Source organism: Cupriavidus cauae, assembly GCF_026210475.1.
Taxonomy (GTDB): Bacteria; Pseudomonadota; Gammaproteobacteria; order Burkholderiales; family Burkholderiaceae; genus Cupriavidus; species Cupriavidus cauae.
The window spans coordinates 1,063,020-1,078,580 of record NZ_CP080294.1 but is presented as its reverse complement, the minus strand read 5'-3'; the positions used below and the strand labels follow the sequence as shown (position 1 = coordinate 1,078,580).

The 15,561-nt window shown below is 69.3% G+C and carries 16 protein-coding genes; 1 reads left to right on the top strand and 15 read right to left on the bottom strand.

Annotation, left to right across the window (positions count from 1 at the left end; translation table 11 throughout):
- Positions 1-22: 22 nt before the first annotated feature.
- From KZ686_RS20175 to KZ686_RS20165, 3 genes are all read right to left on the bottom strand, one after another.
- The gene (locus tag KZ686_RS20175; protein WP_223819856.1) at positions 23-1,201 is read right to left on the bottom strand and encodes an ABC transporter substrate-binding protein; all 1,179 of its coding nucleotides are present in this window, start codon (positions 1,199-1,201) and stop codon (positions 23-25) included.
- A 559-nt stretch (positions 1,202-1,760) separates the two neighbouring features.
- Complete coding sequence (locus KZ686_RS20170; RefSeq protein ID WP_150084739.1) at positions 1,761-2,276, bottom strand: class IV adenylate cyclase; 516 nt, start codon at positions 2,274-2,276, stop codon at positions 1,761-1,763.
- 57 nt (positions 2,277-2,333) lie between these two features.
- Positions 2,334-2,954: a 2-hydroxychromene-2-carboxylate isomerase gene (locus KZ686_RS20165; RefSeq protein ID WP_265635208.1), complete on the bottom strand. Its 621-nt coding sequence runs from the start codon at positions 2,952-2,954 to the stop codon at positions 2,334-2,336.
- 275 nt (positions 2,955-3,229) lie between these two features.
- Between KZ686_RS20165 and KZ686_RS20160 the strand changes: the two genes are divergently transcribed.
- Positions 3,230-3,415, top strand: a complete 186-nt coding sequence (locus KZ686_RS20160; protein WP_053823305.1) for a glycine zipper 2TM domain-containing protein — start codon at positions 3,230-3,232, stop codon at positions 3,413-3,415.
- Positions 3,416-3,617: 202 nt separating this feature from the next.
- Here the strand turns inward: KZ686_RS20160 and KZ686_RS20155 are convergent, their stop codons facing one another.
- From KZ686_RS20155 to KZ686_RS20100, 12 genes are all read right to left on the bottom strand, one after another.
- Positions 3,618-4,061 carry a BLUF domain-containing protein gene (locus KZ686_RS20155; protein ID WP_265635206.1) on the bottom strand — a complete coding sequence of 148 codons (444 nt, stop codon included), beginning with the start codon at positions 4,059-4,061 and terminating at the stop codon, positions 3,618-3,620.
- Positions 4,062-4,072: 11 nt separating this feature from the next.
- Positions 4,073-4,837 (bottom strand): GTP cyclohydrolase I, encoded by a 765-nt coding sequence (folE, locus tag KZ686_RS20150; protein WP_150084737.1) that lies wholly within the window; start codon positions 4,835-4,837, stop codon positions 4,073-4,075.
- A 119-nt stretch (positions 4,838-4,956) separates the two neighbouring features.
- A complete protein-coding gene (locus tag KZ686_RS20145) occupies positions 4,957-6,246 on the bottom strand; it encodes an oxamate carbamoyltransferase subunit AllG family protein (protein ID WP_265635203.1) in 1,290 nt (429 codons plus the stop codon).
- Between the two features lie 18 nt (positions 6,247-6,264).
- On the bottom strand, positions 6,265-7,053 hold the full coding sequence (locus KZ686_RS20140; protein ID WP_226106872.1) for an ABC transporter ATP-binding protein: 789 nt from the start codon (positions 7,051-7,053) through the stop codon (positions 6,265-6,267).
- On the bottom strand, positions 7,050-7,844 hold the full coding sequence (locus tag KZ686_RS20135) for an ABC transporter ATP-binding protein (protein ID WP_226106873.1): 795 nt from the start codon (positions 7,842-7,844) through the stop codon (positions 7,050-7,052). Before KZ686_RS20135 ends, KZ686_RS20140 begins: the two co-directional genes overlap by 4 nt.
- Positions 7,844-8,845 (bottom strand): branched-chain amino acid ABC transporter permease, encoded by a 1,002-nt coding sequence (locus KZ686_RS20130; protein ID WP_226106875.1) that lies wholly within the window; start codon positions 8,843-8,845, stop codon positions 7,844-7,846. The genes KZ686_RS20135 and KZ686_RS20130 overlap by 1 nt, the downstream gene beginning before the upstream one ends.
- Positions 8,842-9,705: a branched-chain amino acid ABC transporter permease gene (locus KZ686_RS20125; RefSeq protein WP_150084733.1), complete on the bottom strand. Its 864-nt coding sequence runs from the start codon at positions 9,703-9,705 to the stop codon at positions 8,842-8,844. The genes KZ686_RS20130 and KZ686_RS20125 overlap by 4 nt, the downstream gene beginning before the upstream one ends.
- A 24-nt stretch (positions 9,706-9,729) precedes the next feature.
- Entirely contained in the window at positions 9,730-10,923 is a 1,194-nt protein-coding gene (locus KZ686_RS20120; RefSeq protein WP_150084732.1) for an amino acid ABC transporter substrate-binding protein, read from the bottom strand.
- Positions 10,924-10,981: 58 nt separating this feature from the next.
- Complete coding sequence (locus tag KZ686_RS20115) at positions 10,982-11,686, bottom strand: SRPBCC family protein (RefSeq protein WP_265635199.1); 705 nt, start codon at positions 11,684-11,686, stop codon at positions 10,982-10,984.
- Positions 11,687-11,749: 63 nt separating this feature from the next.
- On the bottom strand, positions 11,750-12,247 hold the full coding sequence (locus KZ686_RS20110) for a (2Fe-2S)-binding protein (RefSeq protein ID WP_150084730.1): 498 nt from the start codon (positions 12,245-12,247) through the stop codon (positions 11,750-11,752).
- On the bottom strand, positions 12,244-13,074 hold the full coding sequence (locus tag KZ686_RS20105; protein ID WP_226106879.1) for an FAD binding domain-containing protein: 831 nt from the start codon (positions 13,072-13,074) through the stop codon (positions 12,244-12,246). Before KZ686_RS20105 ends, KZ686_RS20110 begins: the two co-directional genes overlap by 4 nt.
- Complete coding sequence (locus KZ686_RS20100; protein ID WP_265635196.1) at positions 13,071-15,560, bottom strand: xanthine dehydrogenase family protein molybdopterin-binding subunit; 2,490 nt, start codon at positions 15,558-15,560, stop codon at positions 13,071-13,073. Before KZ686_RS20100 ends, KZ686_RS20105 begins: the two co-directional genes overlap by 4 nt.
- Position 15,561 lies beyond the last annotated feature (1 nt).

Below are 15,561 nucleotides of genomic sequence, written 5' to 3'. Positions count from 1 at the left end.
CGTCGGCGTGGTTGCATCGCCGTTATTGCGCCGGCCGCATCGCCTTCACTTCGGCGTCGCTCGGCTGGACCTTGGCGCCGTCCACATAGACGAACGAGGTCATCACGCCCTTGCCGTCGCGCACGCCGGTGCGGCCGACGTAGGCGCCCATCGTCGATTGATGGTCCTGCGGACGGTAGACGATCTGCCCCATCGGCGTGTCGACGCGCAGGCCGGAGAACGCGGCGGCCAGCTTGTCGCTGTCGGTGGTGCCGGCCTTCTGCAGCCCGGCCGCGATCGACTTGACCGCGGCGTAGCCGACCACCGAGCCGACGCGCGGCGTGTCGTTGAACTTCTTGCGGTAGGCCTCGACGAACTTCTTGTTCTCGGGCGTATCGATCGCGTACCACGGGTAGCCGGTGACCACCCAGTTCTTCGGCGCCTCGCCGCGCAGCGGATCGAGGTATTCGGGCTCGCCGGTCAGCAGCGACACGACCTCGCGCCCCTCGAACAGGCCGCGCGTATTGCCCTCGCGCACGAACTTGCCGAGGTCGGCGGCGAACAGCACGTTGAAGATCGCATCGGGCTTGGCGTCCGCCAGCGCCTGCACTACCGAGCCGGCGTCGACCTTGCCCAGCGGCGGCGCCTGCTCGGCAACGAACTCGACATCGGGCTGCGCCTGCTTCAGCAGCTTCTTGAAGGTCGCGACCGCCGACTGGCCGTACTCGTAATTCGGATAGACGATGGCCCAGCGCTTCTTCTTCAGCTTGGCCGCCTCGGGCACCAGCATCGCGACCTGCATATAGGTCGACGGGCGCAGCCGGTAGGTGTACTGGTTGCCGTTCTGCCAGACGATCTTGTCGGTCAGCGGCTCGGCGGCGAGGAAGAACACGCGCCGCTGCTTGGCGTAGTCGGTCAGCGCCAATCCGGTGTTGGACAGGAAGCCGCCGAACAGCAGCGCCACGCGCTCGCGCGCCACCAGTTCCTCGGCCACCCGCACCGAGTCGCCGGGATTGCCGTTATCGTCGCGCGATACCACCTCCAGCTTCTTGCCGAGCACCCCGCCCGCCGCATTGACCTCGTCCACCGCCATTTCCCAGCCGCGCTTGTACGGCTCGAGGAACGCCGGCTGCGCCTTGTAGCTGTTGATCTCGCCGATCTTGATGGTGTTCTGCGCCAGCGCCGCGGCGCTGCCGAGCAGCGCCGACACGGTGACTGCCATGGCAGCGGTGGCGCGGCGCAGTCGTCGTTGGGGGCGGATTCGGTTGTGCATCGTTCTTCCTTTGCTGAAGCGAGTCGCCGGTTGGCGGAGATGGACGGTGGAACGGCAAGGCGCGCCGGCGCAGGCCCGGCACAGGGACGGCACAGCGCTGGTGCGTGGCGCCCCGCCCGGGCAGTGCGCCGCGCACTGTTTTCATTCAGGATTCACTACATAAATCGCAGCGGCCGGTTTGACGCAAGGAACGGGCCAGCGGCTGCCCACGCCGAACCGTGCAAGCATGCCACGGCAAGCGGCTTCGCGCTCGTTCCGCGGCGGATACGTCCGGCCGCGGCGCGGCGTGGTGCTTCCGGGCCCCGCCATTGATGTAGTGTTTACCGAATGGACGTTCAGTATGTACTACATCAAAGCGGGTGGAAATCAGGGTGTTCACGGGAATGGCACCGGCGGGGAGGCGGTGCGGCGCGGGAGATCGGCGAACAAGGCAGGCAACGACGCAGTCGGCGAGGAAGGGCAGGAAAGCGGCGCGGCAATCAAGCCCTCTGCGAAAAGCCGGGCGGGATCAGCCCCTTGCGCGCAGCAGATCGACATAGGCGGTCGGCACCAGCCGGCTGGCGTCGATGCCCAGCTTGCCCAGCAGCGCGTGCGCCTCGGCCACGCCGTGCTCGGGCGCTTCGCCGTCGCGCAGCACCACCTCCAGTTCGAGGAAGTCCCCCAGTCCCTCGACGCGGTCCAGATGCACGCGGGTGCGGCCGATCAGGTAGAGGATGCGGGCCTTGCGCACGCGCCCGGCCTCACCGTAGGCGGCCGACAGCGCGGCGCGCAGCTGGTCCGGCTCGGCGGTCGGCACGATCTGGTAGTGGCTGGGCTTGGGACCGCTGTCGTCGGCGCGGCGATAGAAAATCAGCTCGCCCCGTCCCGAGGGAAACGCGCGCAGCTTGAGGCGGCCGTTGCCGCAATGGAAGAAGGTGTCGTCCTGTTGCAGCAGCTCGGGACCGTGATCGGCCAGTTCGGCCGCGAGGGGCGCCAGGGCGTCGCGGTCGTCGACGCGGGCCTTGATTTCGATATTGGTCGGCATGGGGCGACGATGGTAGCACGCGTGCCCCCCGTGCCCAGCCCGGCCCGCCCCGCGCGCTCAGGCATTCGCGGCCTGCCCGATGGCCAGCGCCAGCGCGTCTTCCAGCCGGTCGTTGCCCCAGAACATCTGCTCGCCGACGAAGAAGGTCGGCGCGCCGAAGATGCCGCGGTGCAGCGCCCGTTCGGTCTGCGCGCGCAGCGCCTCCTTGTTCTGCCGCAGCACCGCGGCGGACAGCAGCGCGTCAGCCGGCAGGCCCAGTTCGGCCAGGGCCTCGCCGACCGCCTCGGGGTTGTCGATATCGCGGTCCTCGGCGAAATTGATCCGCATGATGCGGCGGCAATAGGCGCCGATCCAGGGCTCCTCGGCGCCGAGCAGTGCCACGCGCATCGGCAGCAGCGCGCGGCGCGGAAACTGGCTCGGCTGCCGCCACGGCAGGCCGTATTTGGCGCACTGGCGCGCAGTGTCGATCATCGCGTAGGCGCCCTTGGCGCGCTGCACCACGAAGGGCGAGCCTTCCCAGCCGTGTGCGGCGAACACCGGGCCGAGCAGGAAGGGCCTCCATGCCAGCGCGACGCCGTGCCGGGCGGCCAGCGCCTCGATCCGCATCGCGCTCAGGTAGCTGTAGTTGCTGCCGAACTCGAACCAGAACTCCAGGGTGGGCGTGGGCACGGCGGACATCGTGTCTCCTCGTGGGCTGCGACGTCACGATGATGGCGCGCGGCCCGGTGCCGCTCAAGCGCGGCTTGCGCATGGCTGGCATGCCGGCACGGCATGCGGCGGCGCACAAGCGAAGCACAGGCAGGGGACGAGCAGGGCGAAGGCTGTGACATGTCCGCCGCCCGGGGTGTCGTCCCTTTCCTACAGGCAATTCAGTCCGGGGCCGAATCGACGCCGGTCCGCCCGGGCCTAAGCTGGACGCATCAGGCGGCAACCACGCCGCTCAGGAGATCATCATGTGGAAGCTGATAGCGACGCTCGTTGCGGCGGGCGCGATGACCATCTCGATGCAGGGCTGTACGTTGGGCGGCGCTGTCGCCGGCGGCGCGATCGGCCACGAAGTCAGTGACGGCAGCCCGTGGGGCACCATCGGCGGCGCGGCGGTCGGCGGCTATATCGGCCACGAGCTCGGCAAGGACTGACGGGCGATTCGGCCCTTGATCGGCCCTTGATCGGCCCTTGATCGGCCCTTGCAGGCCACCCTGCTTTCGCGGGTGGCCTGACTCACCGGCGCTCGCCGTCGAAGGCCTGCGATCCCTCGGTGGTCAGCGGCCACGCGATGGCCAGCGATCCCTCGGTAGTCAACAATCCCCCGACGAGCTGCGGTCCCTCAACGGCGACCGTTCAATAACGCGGCCGCTCCGCGCTGCGCGCCACCACCGCGTTGCCCGCGATCAATTCGCTCAGCAGCGCCAGCGAGGCGCGCCCGCTGGTGCGGTACGGATCGAACTCCGCCCGCGGGAAATACTTCAGCAGCGTGGCGGTATTGATGCGGCAGGTATCGACCAGCCCCATCGCCCAGCCGGCAAATTCCCGCTCGGCGATTTCCTCGTAGTGCAGCAGCACCACGTCCTCGTGCCGCGGGTCCTGTGCGATCCGGTGATAGAGCGCCGACACCTCGGCGCGGGCGCCCTCCAGGGCCTGCAGGAACACACCGTTGCCGTAGCACAGCACCCCGGTGATGCCTTGCGGCGGATTGCGCTCGATGCTGGTGGCGACGATGGTATCGACCAGATCCTCGTCGGCGGGCTGGCGGGCGCGGCTCGCGTAAAGCAGACGAACTAGCATGATGGCCTCCTTCAGCCGCGGTTCAGATTGAGCAGGGTCAGGAATTCGCGCCGCAGGCTGTCGTTCTTCAGGAAGGAGCCGCGCATCACGCTGTTGGTCATCTTGGCGTCGGTATCGCGCACGCCGCGCCAGTGCATGCAGAAGTGCTCGGCCTCCATCACGATGGCCAGGCCGTCCGGATTCATCTTCTGCTGCAGCAGGTCCGCCATCTGGCTGACTGCTTCTTCCTGGATCTGCGGCCGGCACATGATCCATTCGGCCAGCCTCGCATATTTGGACAGGCCGATCAGGTTCGAGTGCTGGTTCGGCATGACGCCCACCCATAGCTTGCCGATGATCGGACACAGGTGGTGCGAACACGCGCTGCGCACGCGGATCGGACCGACGATCATCAGCTCGCTGAGCTGCTCGACATTGGGAAATTCCGTCACGCTCGGCGCATGCACATAGCGGCCGGCGAAAATTTCCTTCAGGTACATCTTGGCGACGCGGCGCGCGGTCTCCTGCGTGTTGTGATCGTTGTCGATATCGATCACCAGGCTGCGCAGCACGTCGGCCAGCCGGTTCTCGACCTCCTTGGACAGCTGGTCGAGCTCGCCCGGCTCGATGAAGCGCGAGATATTGTCGTTGGCGTGGAAGCGCTGGCGCGCGGCGAGAAGCCGGGCGCGGATGCGCTCCGACACCGGTTGCTCGACGACGTGGCCGCGCGCGTCGGCCACGACGGGCGTCGAGGCGCCGGCTGCTTGCCGTTTCGGAGCGGAATCGCTGGTGGTCATGCCGTTTCCCGAGTTGAAGGACATTGGCCCGACTATAGGGGGACGGCACAGTGGCGGCAAGCGCAGGGACGAACCTGGCGCTGCCTGGCGAAATCGGCGCCCGCAATGGCCCGGCGGCGTCAGGCCTCGCCGGCCGCTGCCGCGATGTCCCGCGCGGCCTGCGCGAACAGGGTCGCGGGCGGCACGTACAGCCCGCGGCCGAGCAGGCCCCGTTCCCCGGCGGCATCGATCATGGCGATCGCGGTCAGCGGCTCGCAACCCGCGGCGACGCGTGCGGCATCGAGGCCCACGGCCAGCCCTTGCGGCGCCAGGCCCGGATGCCGGCCCGCCAGCAGGATTCCGGACCGCTTGCGCCAGTCGGCCGGCAACCATGGCGCCAGCACGGTGGCGATCTCCGGCGCTCCGGTCAATGCCTGCCCGCCACAGCCCAACACATCGATGACCCCGCTGTCGCCGATTACCGGCGAGGCGGTGGCCGCGGCCGCCGATGCGTTCAGCGGCGGCCCGACCGGTGCGGCGGCAGCCGCGGTATGCCATCGATGCGGCTGGCCGGCCAGCCGGATGCCAGCCTGCTGCCCATTGCCGGCCAGCGCCACGACGAGGGTCGACGCCGCGTCGCGGCCGCCATCGGCGGCGCGTTCGAGCATCAGGTGGCAGGCCGCCATCCAGAGCGTCAGAAAAAACAGCGGCGTCTGGCGCAGCATCTGCGCCACCGCGTACGCGTCTGCTTCGCCGGTGGCGTCGGCCGCCACGTCGGGAAGGGTGTCCAGCGCCGGGATCAGCCGCTCGCACAGGGCCGCGTTGGCCACGACGGTACGCGCATGCAGATCGTCGCCACCGGCCAGTCCCGCCGCCGCCAGCGGCAGCAGGGGCAGCGGCCCGGCGGCTAGCACGGCGCTCAGCCGGCGCGCCAGCGGGCCATCGCGCCACGCCAGCCTGGGCAGGATCGCGGGATCCCGGCTGCCGAAGCGCAACTGCGGCCCCGCGCCGCTGCCCAGCAGCGACCACGCCCGGGCACGCGGGCAGTACGCGGCTGGAGCCGCGACGTCGGTGACCTCCACCAGCGCCGAGGAAGGCGAAATCAACGCGGCCAGCGGCGTGACGGCGCCGAAGTCCTGCGCCGGCCGCAACGCAATGCGCCCGGATGCAATCGCGCGCTCGGCCGCCATCGCATCGCTCGCCCAGCCCTCGTGCAGGCAGCACAGCACGGCCGAAGCGAGCAGCGGTCCCGGCGGCCGGCACGGGTCCGTCAGCGGCGGGCCGGCGTGCAGCAGGGTGTGGTGCTCCAGACCGAGCGCCTCGCGCGCGGGTCTTACGGCCGTCCACGCGGGTTGTACCGAGACGAGCCGCGCCAGCACGCGCGCATTGGCGGCGCGGCGGTCCGCTTGATTGGCATCGATCGCGTCCATTGCCATTCTCATGCCGCCTCACATCCCCATATAGGCCTGGCGCACACGGGGATCGTCGGCCAGCACGCGCGTGTCGCCTGCAAGCGAGATGCGTCCGGTCTCGACCACGTTTGCATGGCGGGCCAGCTCGAACGCCGTCAGCACATCCTGCTCGACCAGCAGGATGGTCAGCCCCGCGCGGTTGATCTGCAGCAGCGCCTCGCCCAGGTTCTCGACCGCACGCGGGGCCAGCCCCAGCGACAGCTCGTCGATCATCAGCAGCTGCGGGCGCGACATGATGCCCCGGCCGATCGCGCACATCTGCTGCTCGCCGCCGGAGAGCGTGGTGGCATCCTGCTTCTGGCGCGTCTTCAGGATCGGAAACATGGTGAAGACGAAGTCGAGGTCTGCCTCGATGTCGGCGCGGCTGTCGCTGCGCAGATACGCGCCAAGCAGCAGGTTGTCGCGTATCGACAGGCCGCGGAACAGCCGCCGCCCTTCGGGCACATGCGCGACGCCGGCGCGCAGCATCGCGTCGGGACTGGCGCCGGTCATGTCCTTGCCGGCAAACGCGAGTCGCCCGCCCGAGGGCTTGACCATGCCGGAGATCGTCCGCAGCAGCGTGGACTTGCCGGCGCCGTTGGAGCCGACGATGCAGGTGATCTCGCCTGCCGGCACCTGCAGGTCGATGCCCCACAGCACCTGCACGTCGCCGTAGCCGGCGTGCAGCCCGGCAATCTCCAGCAGCGGCGTGTTGAGGGGCGCGGCGGCGCCGGCGGGCGCGGCACTGGTGCGAGCGCCCATGGCGGCGCTGGTTTGGACGTTCATCGGTGGACCTCCGTGGTGGTGTCCGCCGCCGGCGTCGCGGCTACGCCATGCGCCGCCTGGCGCGCGGCAAACTTGCTGCCCAGATAGGCCTCCACCACGCGCGCGTCGCGGATGACGGCCTGCGGCTCGCCCTGCGCGATCAGCTCGCCCTGATGCAGCACCAGGATCCGCTGGCTCAGGGACATCACGACCTTCATCAGATGTTCGATCAGCAGGATGGTCACGCCGCGCGCCGCGATCGCGCGCATCAGCGCCAGCGCCTGGTCGATCTCGGCGGTGTTCAGCCCCGCATTGACCTCGTCGAGCAGCAGCAGGCGCGGCCGCATCGCCAGGCTTTTGGCCAGTTCCAGCCGCTTGCGCGACGGCAGCGTCAGCGCGGTGGCCGGGCGCCGCGCCTCATGCGCGAGGCCGACGAACTCGAGATGGTCCATTGCGTCGCGCTCGGCCTGCGCCAGGCTCGCCGCGTGGCCCGCGAACAGCGCGCCGGCGCAGACGTTCTCGAGGACCGTCATCTGCGGAAACGGCTGCACGATCTGGAAGGTCCGCGCCAGGCCGCTGCGGGCCGCCTGCCACGGCCGCTGCGCGGTCACGTCCCGGCCGCGGAACACCACCGAGCCGCCGTCGGCGCGCACCACGCCGGTGATCAGATTGACCAGCGTGGTCTTGCCCGCGCCGTTCGGTCCGATCAGTCCGACGATCTCGCCTTCCTCCAGCGCGAAGCTGACCTCGCGGGTCGCATGCAACCCGCCGAAATGCTTGTCCAGTGCCTGGACCTCCAGCAGCCTGCCCATCAGCGCACCTCCGTCGCGGTGGCGCGGCCGGCGCGCGCCCAGGCGGCCGATCGGATGTGTGCCAGCCCGCGCCGATAGTCGATCTTCAGCAGGCCGCCCGGCAGGAAGAAGATCAGCAGCACGATCACCACGCCGAGGATCGCCTGGTGGTAGTCGAGAAAGCGCGCCCAGATGGTTTCCTCCATCAGCACGAAGGCGGTGGCGCCGACCAGCGGCCCGTACACTGTGCCAAGTCCTCCCAGCATCGCCATCACGGGCACCTTCAGCGTCAGCAGGATGCCGAACGCGTCGGTCGGCGCGATATACGAGACCCACGACGCGTAGATGGCGCCGACGGTGCCGCAATAGACGGCCGACAGCGTGTAGGCCGCGGTCTTGTAGCGGTTGGTGTCGATGCCAACCATATCGGCGGCCTCCTCGTTCTGGCTGATGCAGCGCAGGCCGAAGCCGAGCCGCGAGCGCTCGACCGCCAGCGTGGTGGCCCACGCGCACAGCATCACCGCCAGCATCGCGTACAGGAAGACACGGCCGGCGAAGTCCGGGCCGCCGTCGAGGATGCGGATATTGAGCCCGTCCCCGCCGCCGGTCACATCGACCCACAGCGAGGCGACCATGCGCAGCACCTCGACCAGCGTGATCGACCCGATCGCGAAGTAATGGCCCTTCATCCGCAGGATTGCGCCGCCAAGCAGCGCGGCGAACAGGCTGACGAACACGGTCGCGCCCAGCCAGGCGAGCACCATCGGCACGCCCGCGTTCTGCAGCAGGCCGCCGACATAGCTGCCCAGGCCGACAAAGGCCGCGGTGGAGAACGACGGATAGCCGGCATAGCCGCCGATGAAGTTCCACGACAGCGCCAGCGCGCCGTACATGCAGACGAACGTGGCGAGCCGCACGAAGTAGTTGTCGGCCAGGAACGGCATCGCGGCCAGCAACAGCACGCCGCCGGCGAACAGCAGATGCGCGCCGCGCGCGGGGAAGCGGGAACGGTTGGCGTTCATTGGTACCCTCGCTTGCCGATCAGCCCGGTGGGCCGCGTCATCAACAGCACCAGCATCAGCAGCGAGCCGACCAGGATCGCGCTCTGCGCCCCCAGGAAGTTGCCCGCCACACTCTCGATCAGCCCCAGTGCGAGGCCGCCGACCAGCGCGCCCGGCACCGTGCCGAGCCCGCCGATCACGCAGATCACGAAGGCCTTGCCGAGCAGCAGCCCGGTGATATTGGTGGTGATCGGGAACACCACCGACATCAGCACGCCGCAGGCGCCGGCCATCAGCGCGCCGATGCCGAACGTGATCGCGTAGACGCGGCCCACGCGAATGCCCATCAGCGTGGCGGCATCACGGTCCATCCGCACCGCGACGATCGCGCGGCCGATGCGCGAGCTGCGCAGCACCAGATAGAGCACGCCGGTCATCGCCAGCGCCAGCAGCATCGCCAGCAGCCGGTCGTTCGGCACGATCACGCCGTTCAGGTCCAGCCGCCCAAGGTCCAGCGAAATCCGGCGCGGCGTCGCGTCGAACCACACGTTCATCAGGTTGTAGAGGATCATGTCCAGGCCGAAGGTCAGCGTCAGCGTGGTCAGCACCGGCTGCGACACGACCCGGTTGACCAGCCCGTACTGCAGCAGGAAGCCGAGCAGGAACAATCCCACCGATACCACCAGCAGCATCACGAAGGGACTGACCTGCCAGTGCAGCCACGCGAAGTAGGCCAGATAGCCCCCCAGCACGATGAACGACCCGTGCAGCATGTTGATCACGTTCAGCACGCCCCAGACCAGCGAAAAGCCGACGGCGATGCAGGCGTACAGCGCGCCCAGCATCAGGCCGTTGACGACGATTTGTGCGTAGAGACTCATGGCGGTGGCTTCCGGCGGTCCGTGTCAGCGCACGGCGACGAGGTCGGCCTGCTTGACGGCTTGCGGATACAGCACCGCCACCTTGCCCGACTGGACCTGGATGATCGGCAGGTCGCGCCCGGCATTCATGCCATTGGGGCCGAACTTGACCGGGCCGTAGAACGTCATCGCATCGAGCGAGGCCAGCGCGTCGCGCACCTTGGCGCCCTGCGTGCTGCCCGCCTTCTCGATGGCCTTCTGCAGCGCGATCAGCGCCGCCGCCGCGGAGGCGTGCACATAGTCGGGGTCGTGCTTCTCGCGGGCGACGAACTCGTCGTAGAACGCCTTGGTCGAACCGAACACATCGTCCGCCTTGTATTGCGACGACGGATGCCACCAGGTCGCGCTGCTGACGTTGTTGGCGAGCGGGCCCAGCGCATCGATGAACTCGCGGTAGGCCGGACCGGTGATCATCGTGATGATCGGCGCGGTCGTGCCCAGATCGGCCATCTGCTTGCGCACCAGGATCAGGTCCTTGGTGTAGCCGGTGATATAGATCCACTCGGCGCCCGATGCCTTGATGCGCGACAGCGACGCGGAATGGTCGAGCGCTCCCACCGGGAAATATTCGTTGTGGACGACCTTGAGCCCGGCCTTCTCGGCATGTGCCTTCATGGTCGCGGCCATCGAGCGCGGAAACACGTCCTCGCGGCCGAGGATCGCGATCTTCTTGACCGTGGGCATCTGTGCGGTGAAGGTGCGGATCATCGAATCGACCAGGCCGCCGTTCGGTGCCAGCGTGCCGAACAGGTATTTGTAGCCCTGGTCGAACACCGACTCCGACGACGCGGCCGACGCCATGACGGGAATGCCATAGCGCTCGGCCACGCCCGCGACAACCTTGGTATGTCCGGAGCCGAAGGGCGCGGTCAGGAATTCGACCTTGTCCTGCGTGATCAGCTTCTCGGCCATCTGCTGCGCGCGCTTCTCGTCGGACTGGTAATCGTAGGTGATCAGCTCCACCTTGCGCCGGGTGCCGCCGACATTGATGCCGCCGGCCGCGTTGACCCGCTTGAGCCACATGTCATAGGCGACCTGCTGCTTCTTGCCTTCGTCGGCCAGGCCTCCGGTCAACGCTAGCGGCGCGCCGATACGGATGGTGGACTGGGCCTGGGCCAGCGCGGTGGCGCCCATCAGGAGCGCGGACAGCAGCGCGGTACGGATCAGCTTGGGAGTCATGGAATACCTCGTCACGGGACAGGTCTTGCGGAGCGAATCAGGGAAAGGGACGGCAAACTCAGCGGCGGCCGAACGACAGCCACTGCCGCAGGCGGGCCCACAGCGCGGGCCAGAACAGGGCATTGAGGTCGAGCGGCGCGTTGGCAGGCGCGTTGGCTGGCGCACTGGCTGGCGCACTGGCTGGCCCACTGGCTGGGGCCTGCCTCGACGGCGCAGGCGCCGTCTCGACAAAGGCAGGCGGCTCGGCCGCGGCGAAGGCGGCTACCGTGGGAGCCGCCGCAACGGTAACGGCCGGTCCGGCCTCGGCTTCGAGCTTGCGGCGCAGGTTGGCGGCAAAGGCCTCGGTCAGCCGGGCGGCCAGCTCGCGCACGATGCCGCCTCTCGAGAACTGCGCCAGGCTGCCGGCGATCGCATAGTCCACCGCGATGTCGACGCGCGTGGCGGGCCCGCCGGTCGCGTCCGCGAGGTCATGCAGCGAGAACGCGGCCTCGCCCTTGACGCGCGAGCCGCTCTTGCGGTCCGCGCCGGTGCCTGTCACCGCGCCACGGTAATCGGCATCGTCCAGGCGCATCTCGCCGTCGCCGGCGAAGACCGCGACGATGGGCCCGAGCTTGACGGTCATCGTCAGGGGCAACCGGCCGTCTCGTGGCGGCGCCGACAGCGACGCCCCGGGCAGGCAGGCGATCACGCCCTCGGTATCGCGGAAGCAGCGCCATACCGCGTCGCGCGCGAACGGCAGCAAGATCGTTTGTTGGAGTTCCATGCGGGGCTCAGCCTCCTGTGGGTCGCCTCGGTAGCGTGTCGTGTCGGTTCGCGCGGGTTCTGGTCAGGTCCGATTGACCGCGCCGGCGGTCTTGCGGGCATCGAGCACGCTGCGTATCGCCCGCACCAGGCCGACATAGCCGGTGCAGCGGCACAGGTTGCCGGCAAGCTCGTGACGGACGCGCGCATCGTCGGCATCCGGCAGCCGCAGCACGATGTCACGCGCAGTGGCCAGCATGCCCGGCGTGCAATATCCGCATTGCAGCGCGTGTTCGGCGCTGAAGGCTTCGCGCAGTTGCGCCATCACGGGGTCGGCATCGAAGTCCTCGATGGTGCGTACCTCGGCGCCGGTGCAGCTGACGGCCAGCACGGTGCACGAACGCGTCGGCACGCCGTCGACCTGCAACGTGCAGGCGCCGCAGACGCCCTGCTCGCAGCCGAGATTGGTGCCTGTCAGGTTCAGGTGTTCGCGCAGGAAGTCGGCCAGGTGCGTGCGGGGCTCGATGGCGGCGCTGACACGCTCGCCGTTGACACACAGTTCGACAGGCATGGGGAGTGTCATGCGCCTTCTCCGGTAAAGACAGCCAGCGCCGCGGCGGCGCGCCGCAACGCCACCGCGTGGAGTTGGTATTCAAGCGTGCCGGGCTCGAGCCCGGCCTCGCACAGGTGGCGGTGCGCCAGCGCTTCGTCCCAGCGCTCGATCAGCGCGCCGGCGTCGGCGATCACGAACGGCGCGCCGTCGATGGCGCCGATCACCGCGCGACGCCTACCCTGTGCGCCGTCGTCGACGAAGGCGCAGATCGCCTCGGCGAATTCGCCCGGCTTGCGGTTGACCTTGTAGTAGCTCCAGCGCGCGCCGGGGCTCAAGCGCGCGATGCGGACCCCGAGCAGCACTTCGTCATCCGCCAGCGCCGTGGTGAATGCGCCGACCATCCAGTCGCGCTGCGCGATCTCGCGCTGGCCGCGCGGGCCCATCACGATGCAGGTGGCGTCGAGCAGCGCCATCACGTTGATCCAGTCGGCCGCCGGGTCGGCATGGGCCAGGCTGCCGCCCAGTGTGCCGCGGTTGCGCACGGCCCGATAAGCGATGCCGCGCGCGACGAAGGACATCAGGCCGCGGCTCGGATCGGGAATGCGCCCGTCCTCGATCTGCGCATGGGTGATGCCGGCGCCCAGTTGCACCGACGTGCCCGCGTCGAGGCATTCGCGCAGTGCCGCGATGCCGCCCAGATCGATCAGCTCGGCCGGCTGTGCCAGCCGCAGGTTCAGCATCGGGCCAAGCGACTGGCCACCGGCGACGGCCTTGGCAACGCCATTGCTGCCGGCGAGCGCGGCGAGCGCCGCTTCGACGGTGTCGGGCCGCCGATAGTCGAACGGCGCCGGCTTCATGCCGCCACCTGCGCAGGCGACGACGGCATCGGGCTGAAGTGGCCGGGGTGGCGGACATCCCTGGCACGCGCATTGGCGAGCGCGGCGAGGATCGCCCGCGGGCTTGCCGGCAGCTCGCGCAGTTCGGCGCCCAGCGGCCGCAACGCGTCATTGATGGCGTTGACGATCGCCGCGGGCGAGCCGATCGCACCGCTCTCGCCGATGCCCTTCTGGCCGAACTCGGTGTAGGGCGCTGGCGTTTCCATATGGTGGATGCGGATCGCAGGCACTTCGGTAGCGCCGGGCAGCAGGTAGTCGGCCAGCGTCGATGCCAGCGGCTGGCCGTCTTCGCTGTAGCGCATCTCCTCGTACAGCGCGGTGCCGATGCCCTGCGCCGCCCCGCCGTAGACCTGGCCGTCGACCACCATCGGATTGATCAGCACGCCGCCGTCCTCGACGATCGCGTAGTCGATCAGTTCGACCTTGCCGAGTTCGGTATCGACGGCGACCGCCACCGCATGGCACGCATAGCTGAAGGTGCCGGTATCGCGCGTTGCCTGGTAGGTGGTCATGACCTCCAGCCCCGAAGGATCGACATCGGCGGGCAACTTCTGCGGCTGCCGGTACCAGACGTGGGCGAGCTCGGCCAGCGGCACGCGGCCACCGCCGCCCACCACCGCCCCGTCCTCCCAGCGCGCCGCCGGCACAGGCAGGCCCAGCAGATGGGCGCCGATGTGCAGCAGCCGTGTTCGCAACTGCTTGCAGGCCTGGCCCACGGCCCCGCCGGCCATCACGATCGAGCGCGAGCCCCAGGTGCCGGTGGAGTACGGCGTGATCGCGGTATCGCCAAGCAGCACGCGCACCTGATCGGTGTCGACGCCGAGCACCTCGTGCGCGATCTGGGCCAGCGTCGTTTCCATACCTTGCCCGTGCGAATGCACGCCGGCGCGGATCTCCAGCACGCCGTCCGGCGTCAGCCGCACCACGGCCGGCTCGCGGCCAGGCACCATCGGAATGCCCCAGCCGTGATAGACCGAGGTGCCATGGGCGCCCTGCTCGCAGAACACCGCAAACCCGACGCCAATGCGGCGCCCGTCGGGCTCGCCGCGCTGCTGGCGCGCCCGCAGGCCAGGCAGATCGATGGCTGCCACGGCGCGTCGCACGCATTCGGGATAGTCGCCGCTGTCGAAGTGCTTGCCGGTGATGTTGTCGAACGGCATGCGCTCGGGCGGCACCAGATTGCGCAGCCGCACCTGATGGGGTTCCAGCCCCGCCTCGACCGCGATCGCGTCCATCACGCTCTCGATCGCGAAGCAGACGCCGGTGCGCGCCACGCCGCGGTATGGCAGGATCGGCGGCTTGTTGGTCGCCACCGACCAGGTGCGGCAGCGATAGCGCTCCATCATGTAGGGCCCCGGCAGGATGCTGCCGACCTGTGCGGCCTCCAGGCAGGCCGAGAAGGGGTACGACGAATAGCAGCCAGAATCCACCGTGGCCTCGCAGTCGACCGCCAGCAGGCGGCCATCGCGCTCGGCCCAGGCCTCGATGCGATAGGCGTGCTCGCGGCAGTTCGCGTTGGCCGTCAGCTGCTCGCGCCGATCCTCGATCCAGCGCACCGGCTGCTCGAGCCGCATCGCCAGCCACGCGACGCAGACTTCTTCGGGCAGCAGGATTCCCTTGTAGCCGAAGCCGCCGCCGACGTCCGGCGAGATCACGCGAACCTGCCCTTCGTCCAGGCCCAGACAGCCCGCCAGACCCGTGCGGTTGATATGCGGCATTTGCGCCGCGGTGACCACCACCAGCTGGGCCAGGCGCCGGTCCCACCACGCGACCACGCCACGGCCCTCCATCGGCGCCATGCTCTGGCGCGCGGTCCGCAGCGTGCGGATGACGTGAATCGGCGCGCTCGCGCGGATCGCGGCCAACGCGGCCTCGTTGTCGCCGTCCGTGCCGACCGCCGTCGAAAGAAACACGTTGTCGCCCCAGTGCTCGTGCACGAGCGGCGCGCCGACTTCGCGTGCGGCCAGCATGTCGACCACCGCCGGCAGCTCCTCGAAGTCGACGAAGACCTGCGCCGCAATGTCTTCGGCCAGGGCGCGGGTCGGGGCCACGCACATCGCAATCATCTCGCCGACCTGGCGCACCTTGCCGTCGGCGAGCACCGGCTGCGCCGACGACTTGAAGCCGGCGAGCCCCGAGTCGGCGACGATGGGCCGCACGCCGTCGAGGTCGGCCAGCGTGAATACCGCATCGGCCAGCCCTTCGGGCTTCTCGATGCCGCGGATGCGCGCATGCGCCAGCGGACTGCGCACGAAGGCGACATCGCGCATGCCGACCATGCGCAGGTTGGCGACATAGTCGCCGCGGCCGCGCAGGAAACGGTCGTCCTCCTTGCGGCGCAGCCGCGCGCCGATGCCGCCGGTCTTGCTGCCGATGTTGCCGCCGTTGTTGCCGCCGTTGTTGCCGCCGTTCCTGCTGCGGTCGCCGTGCGCTGCCGGGGTCGTCATC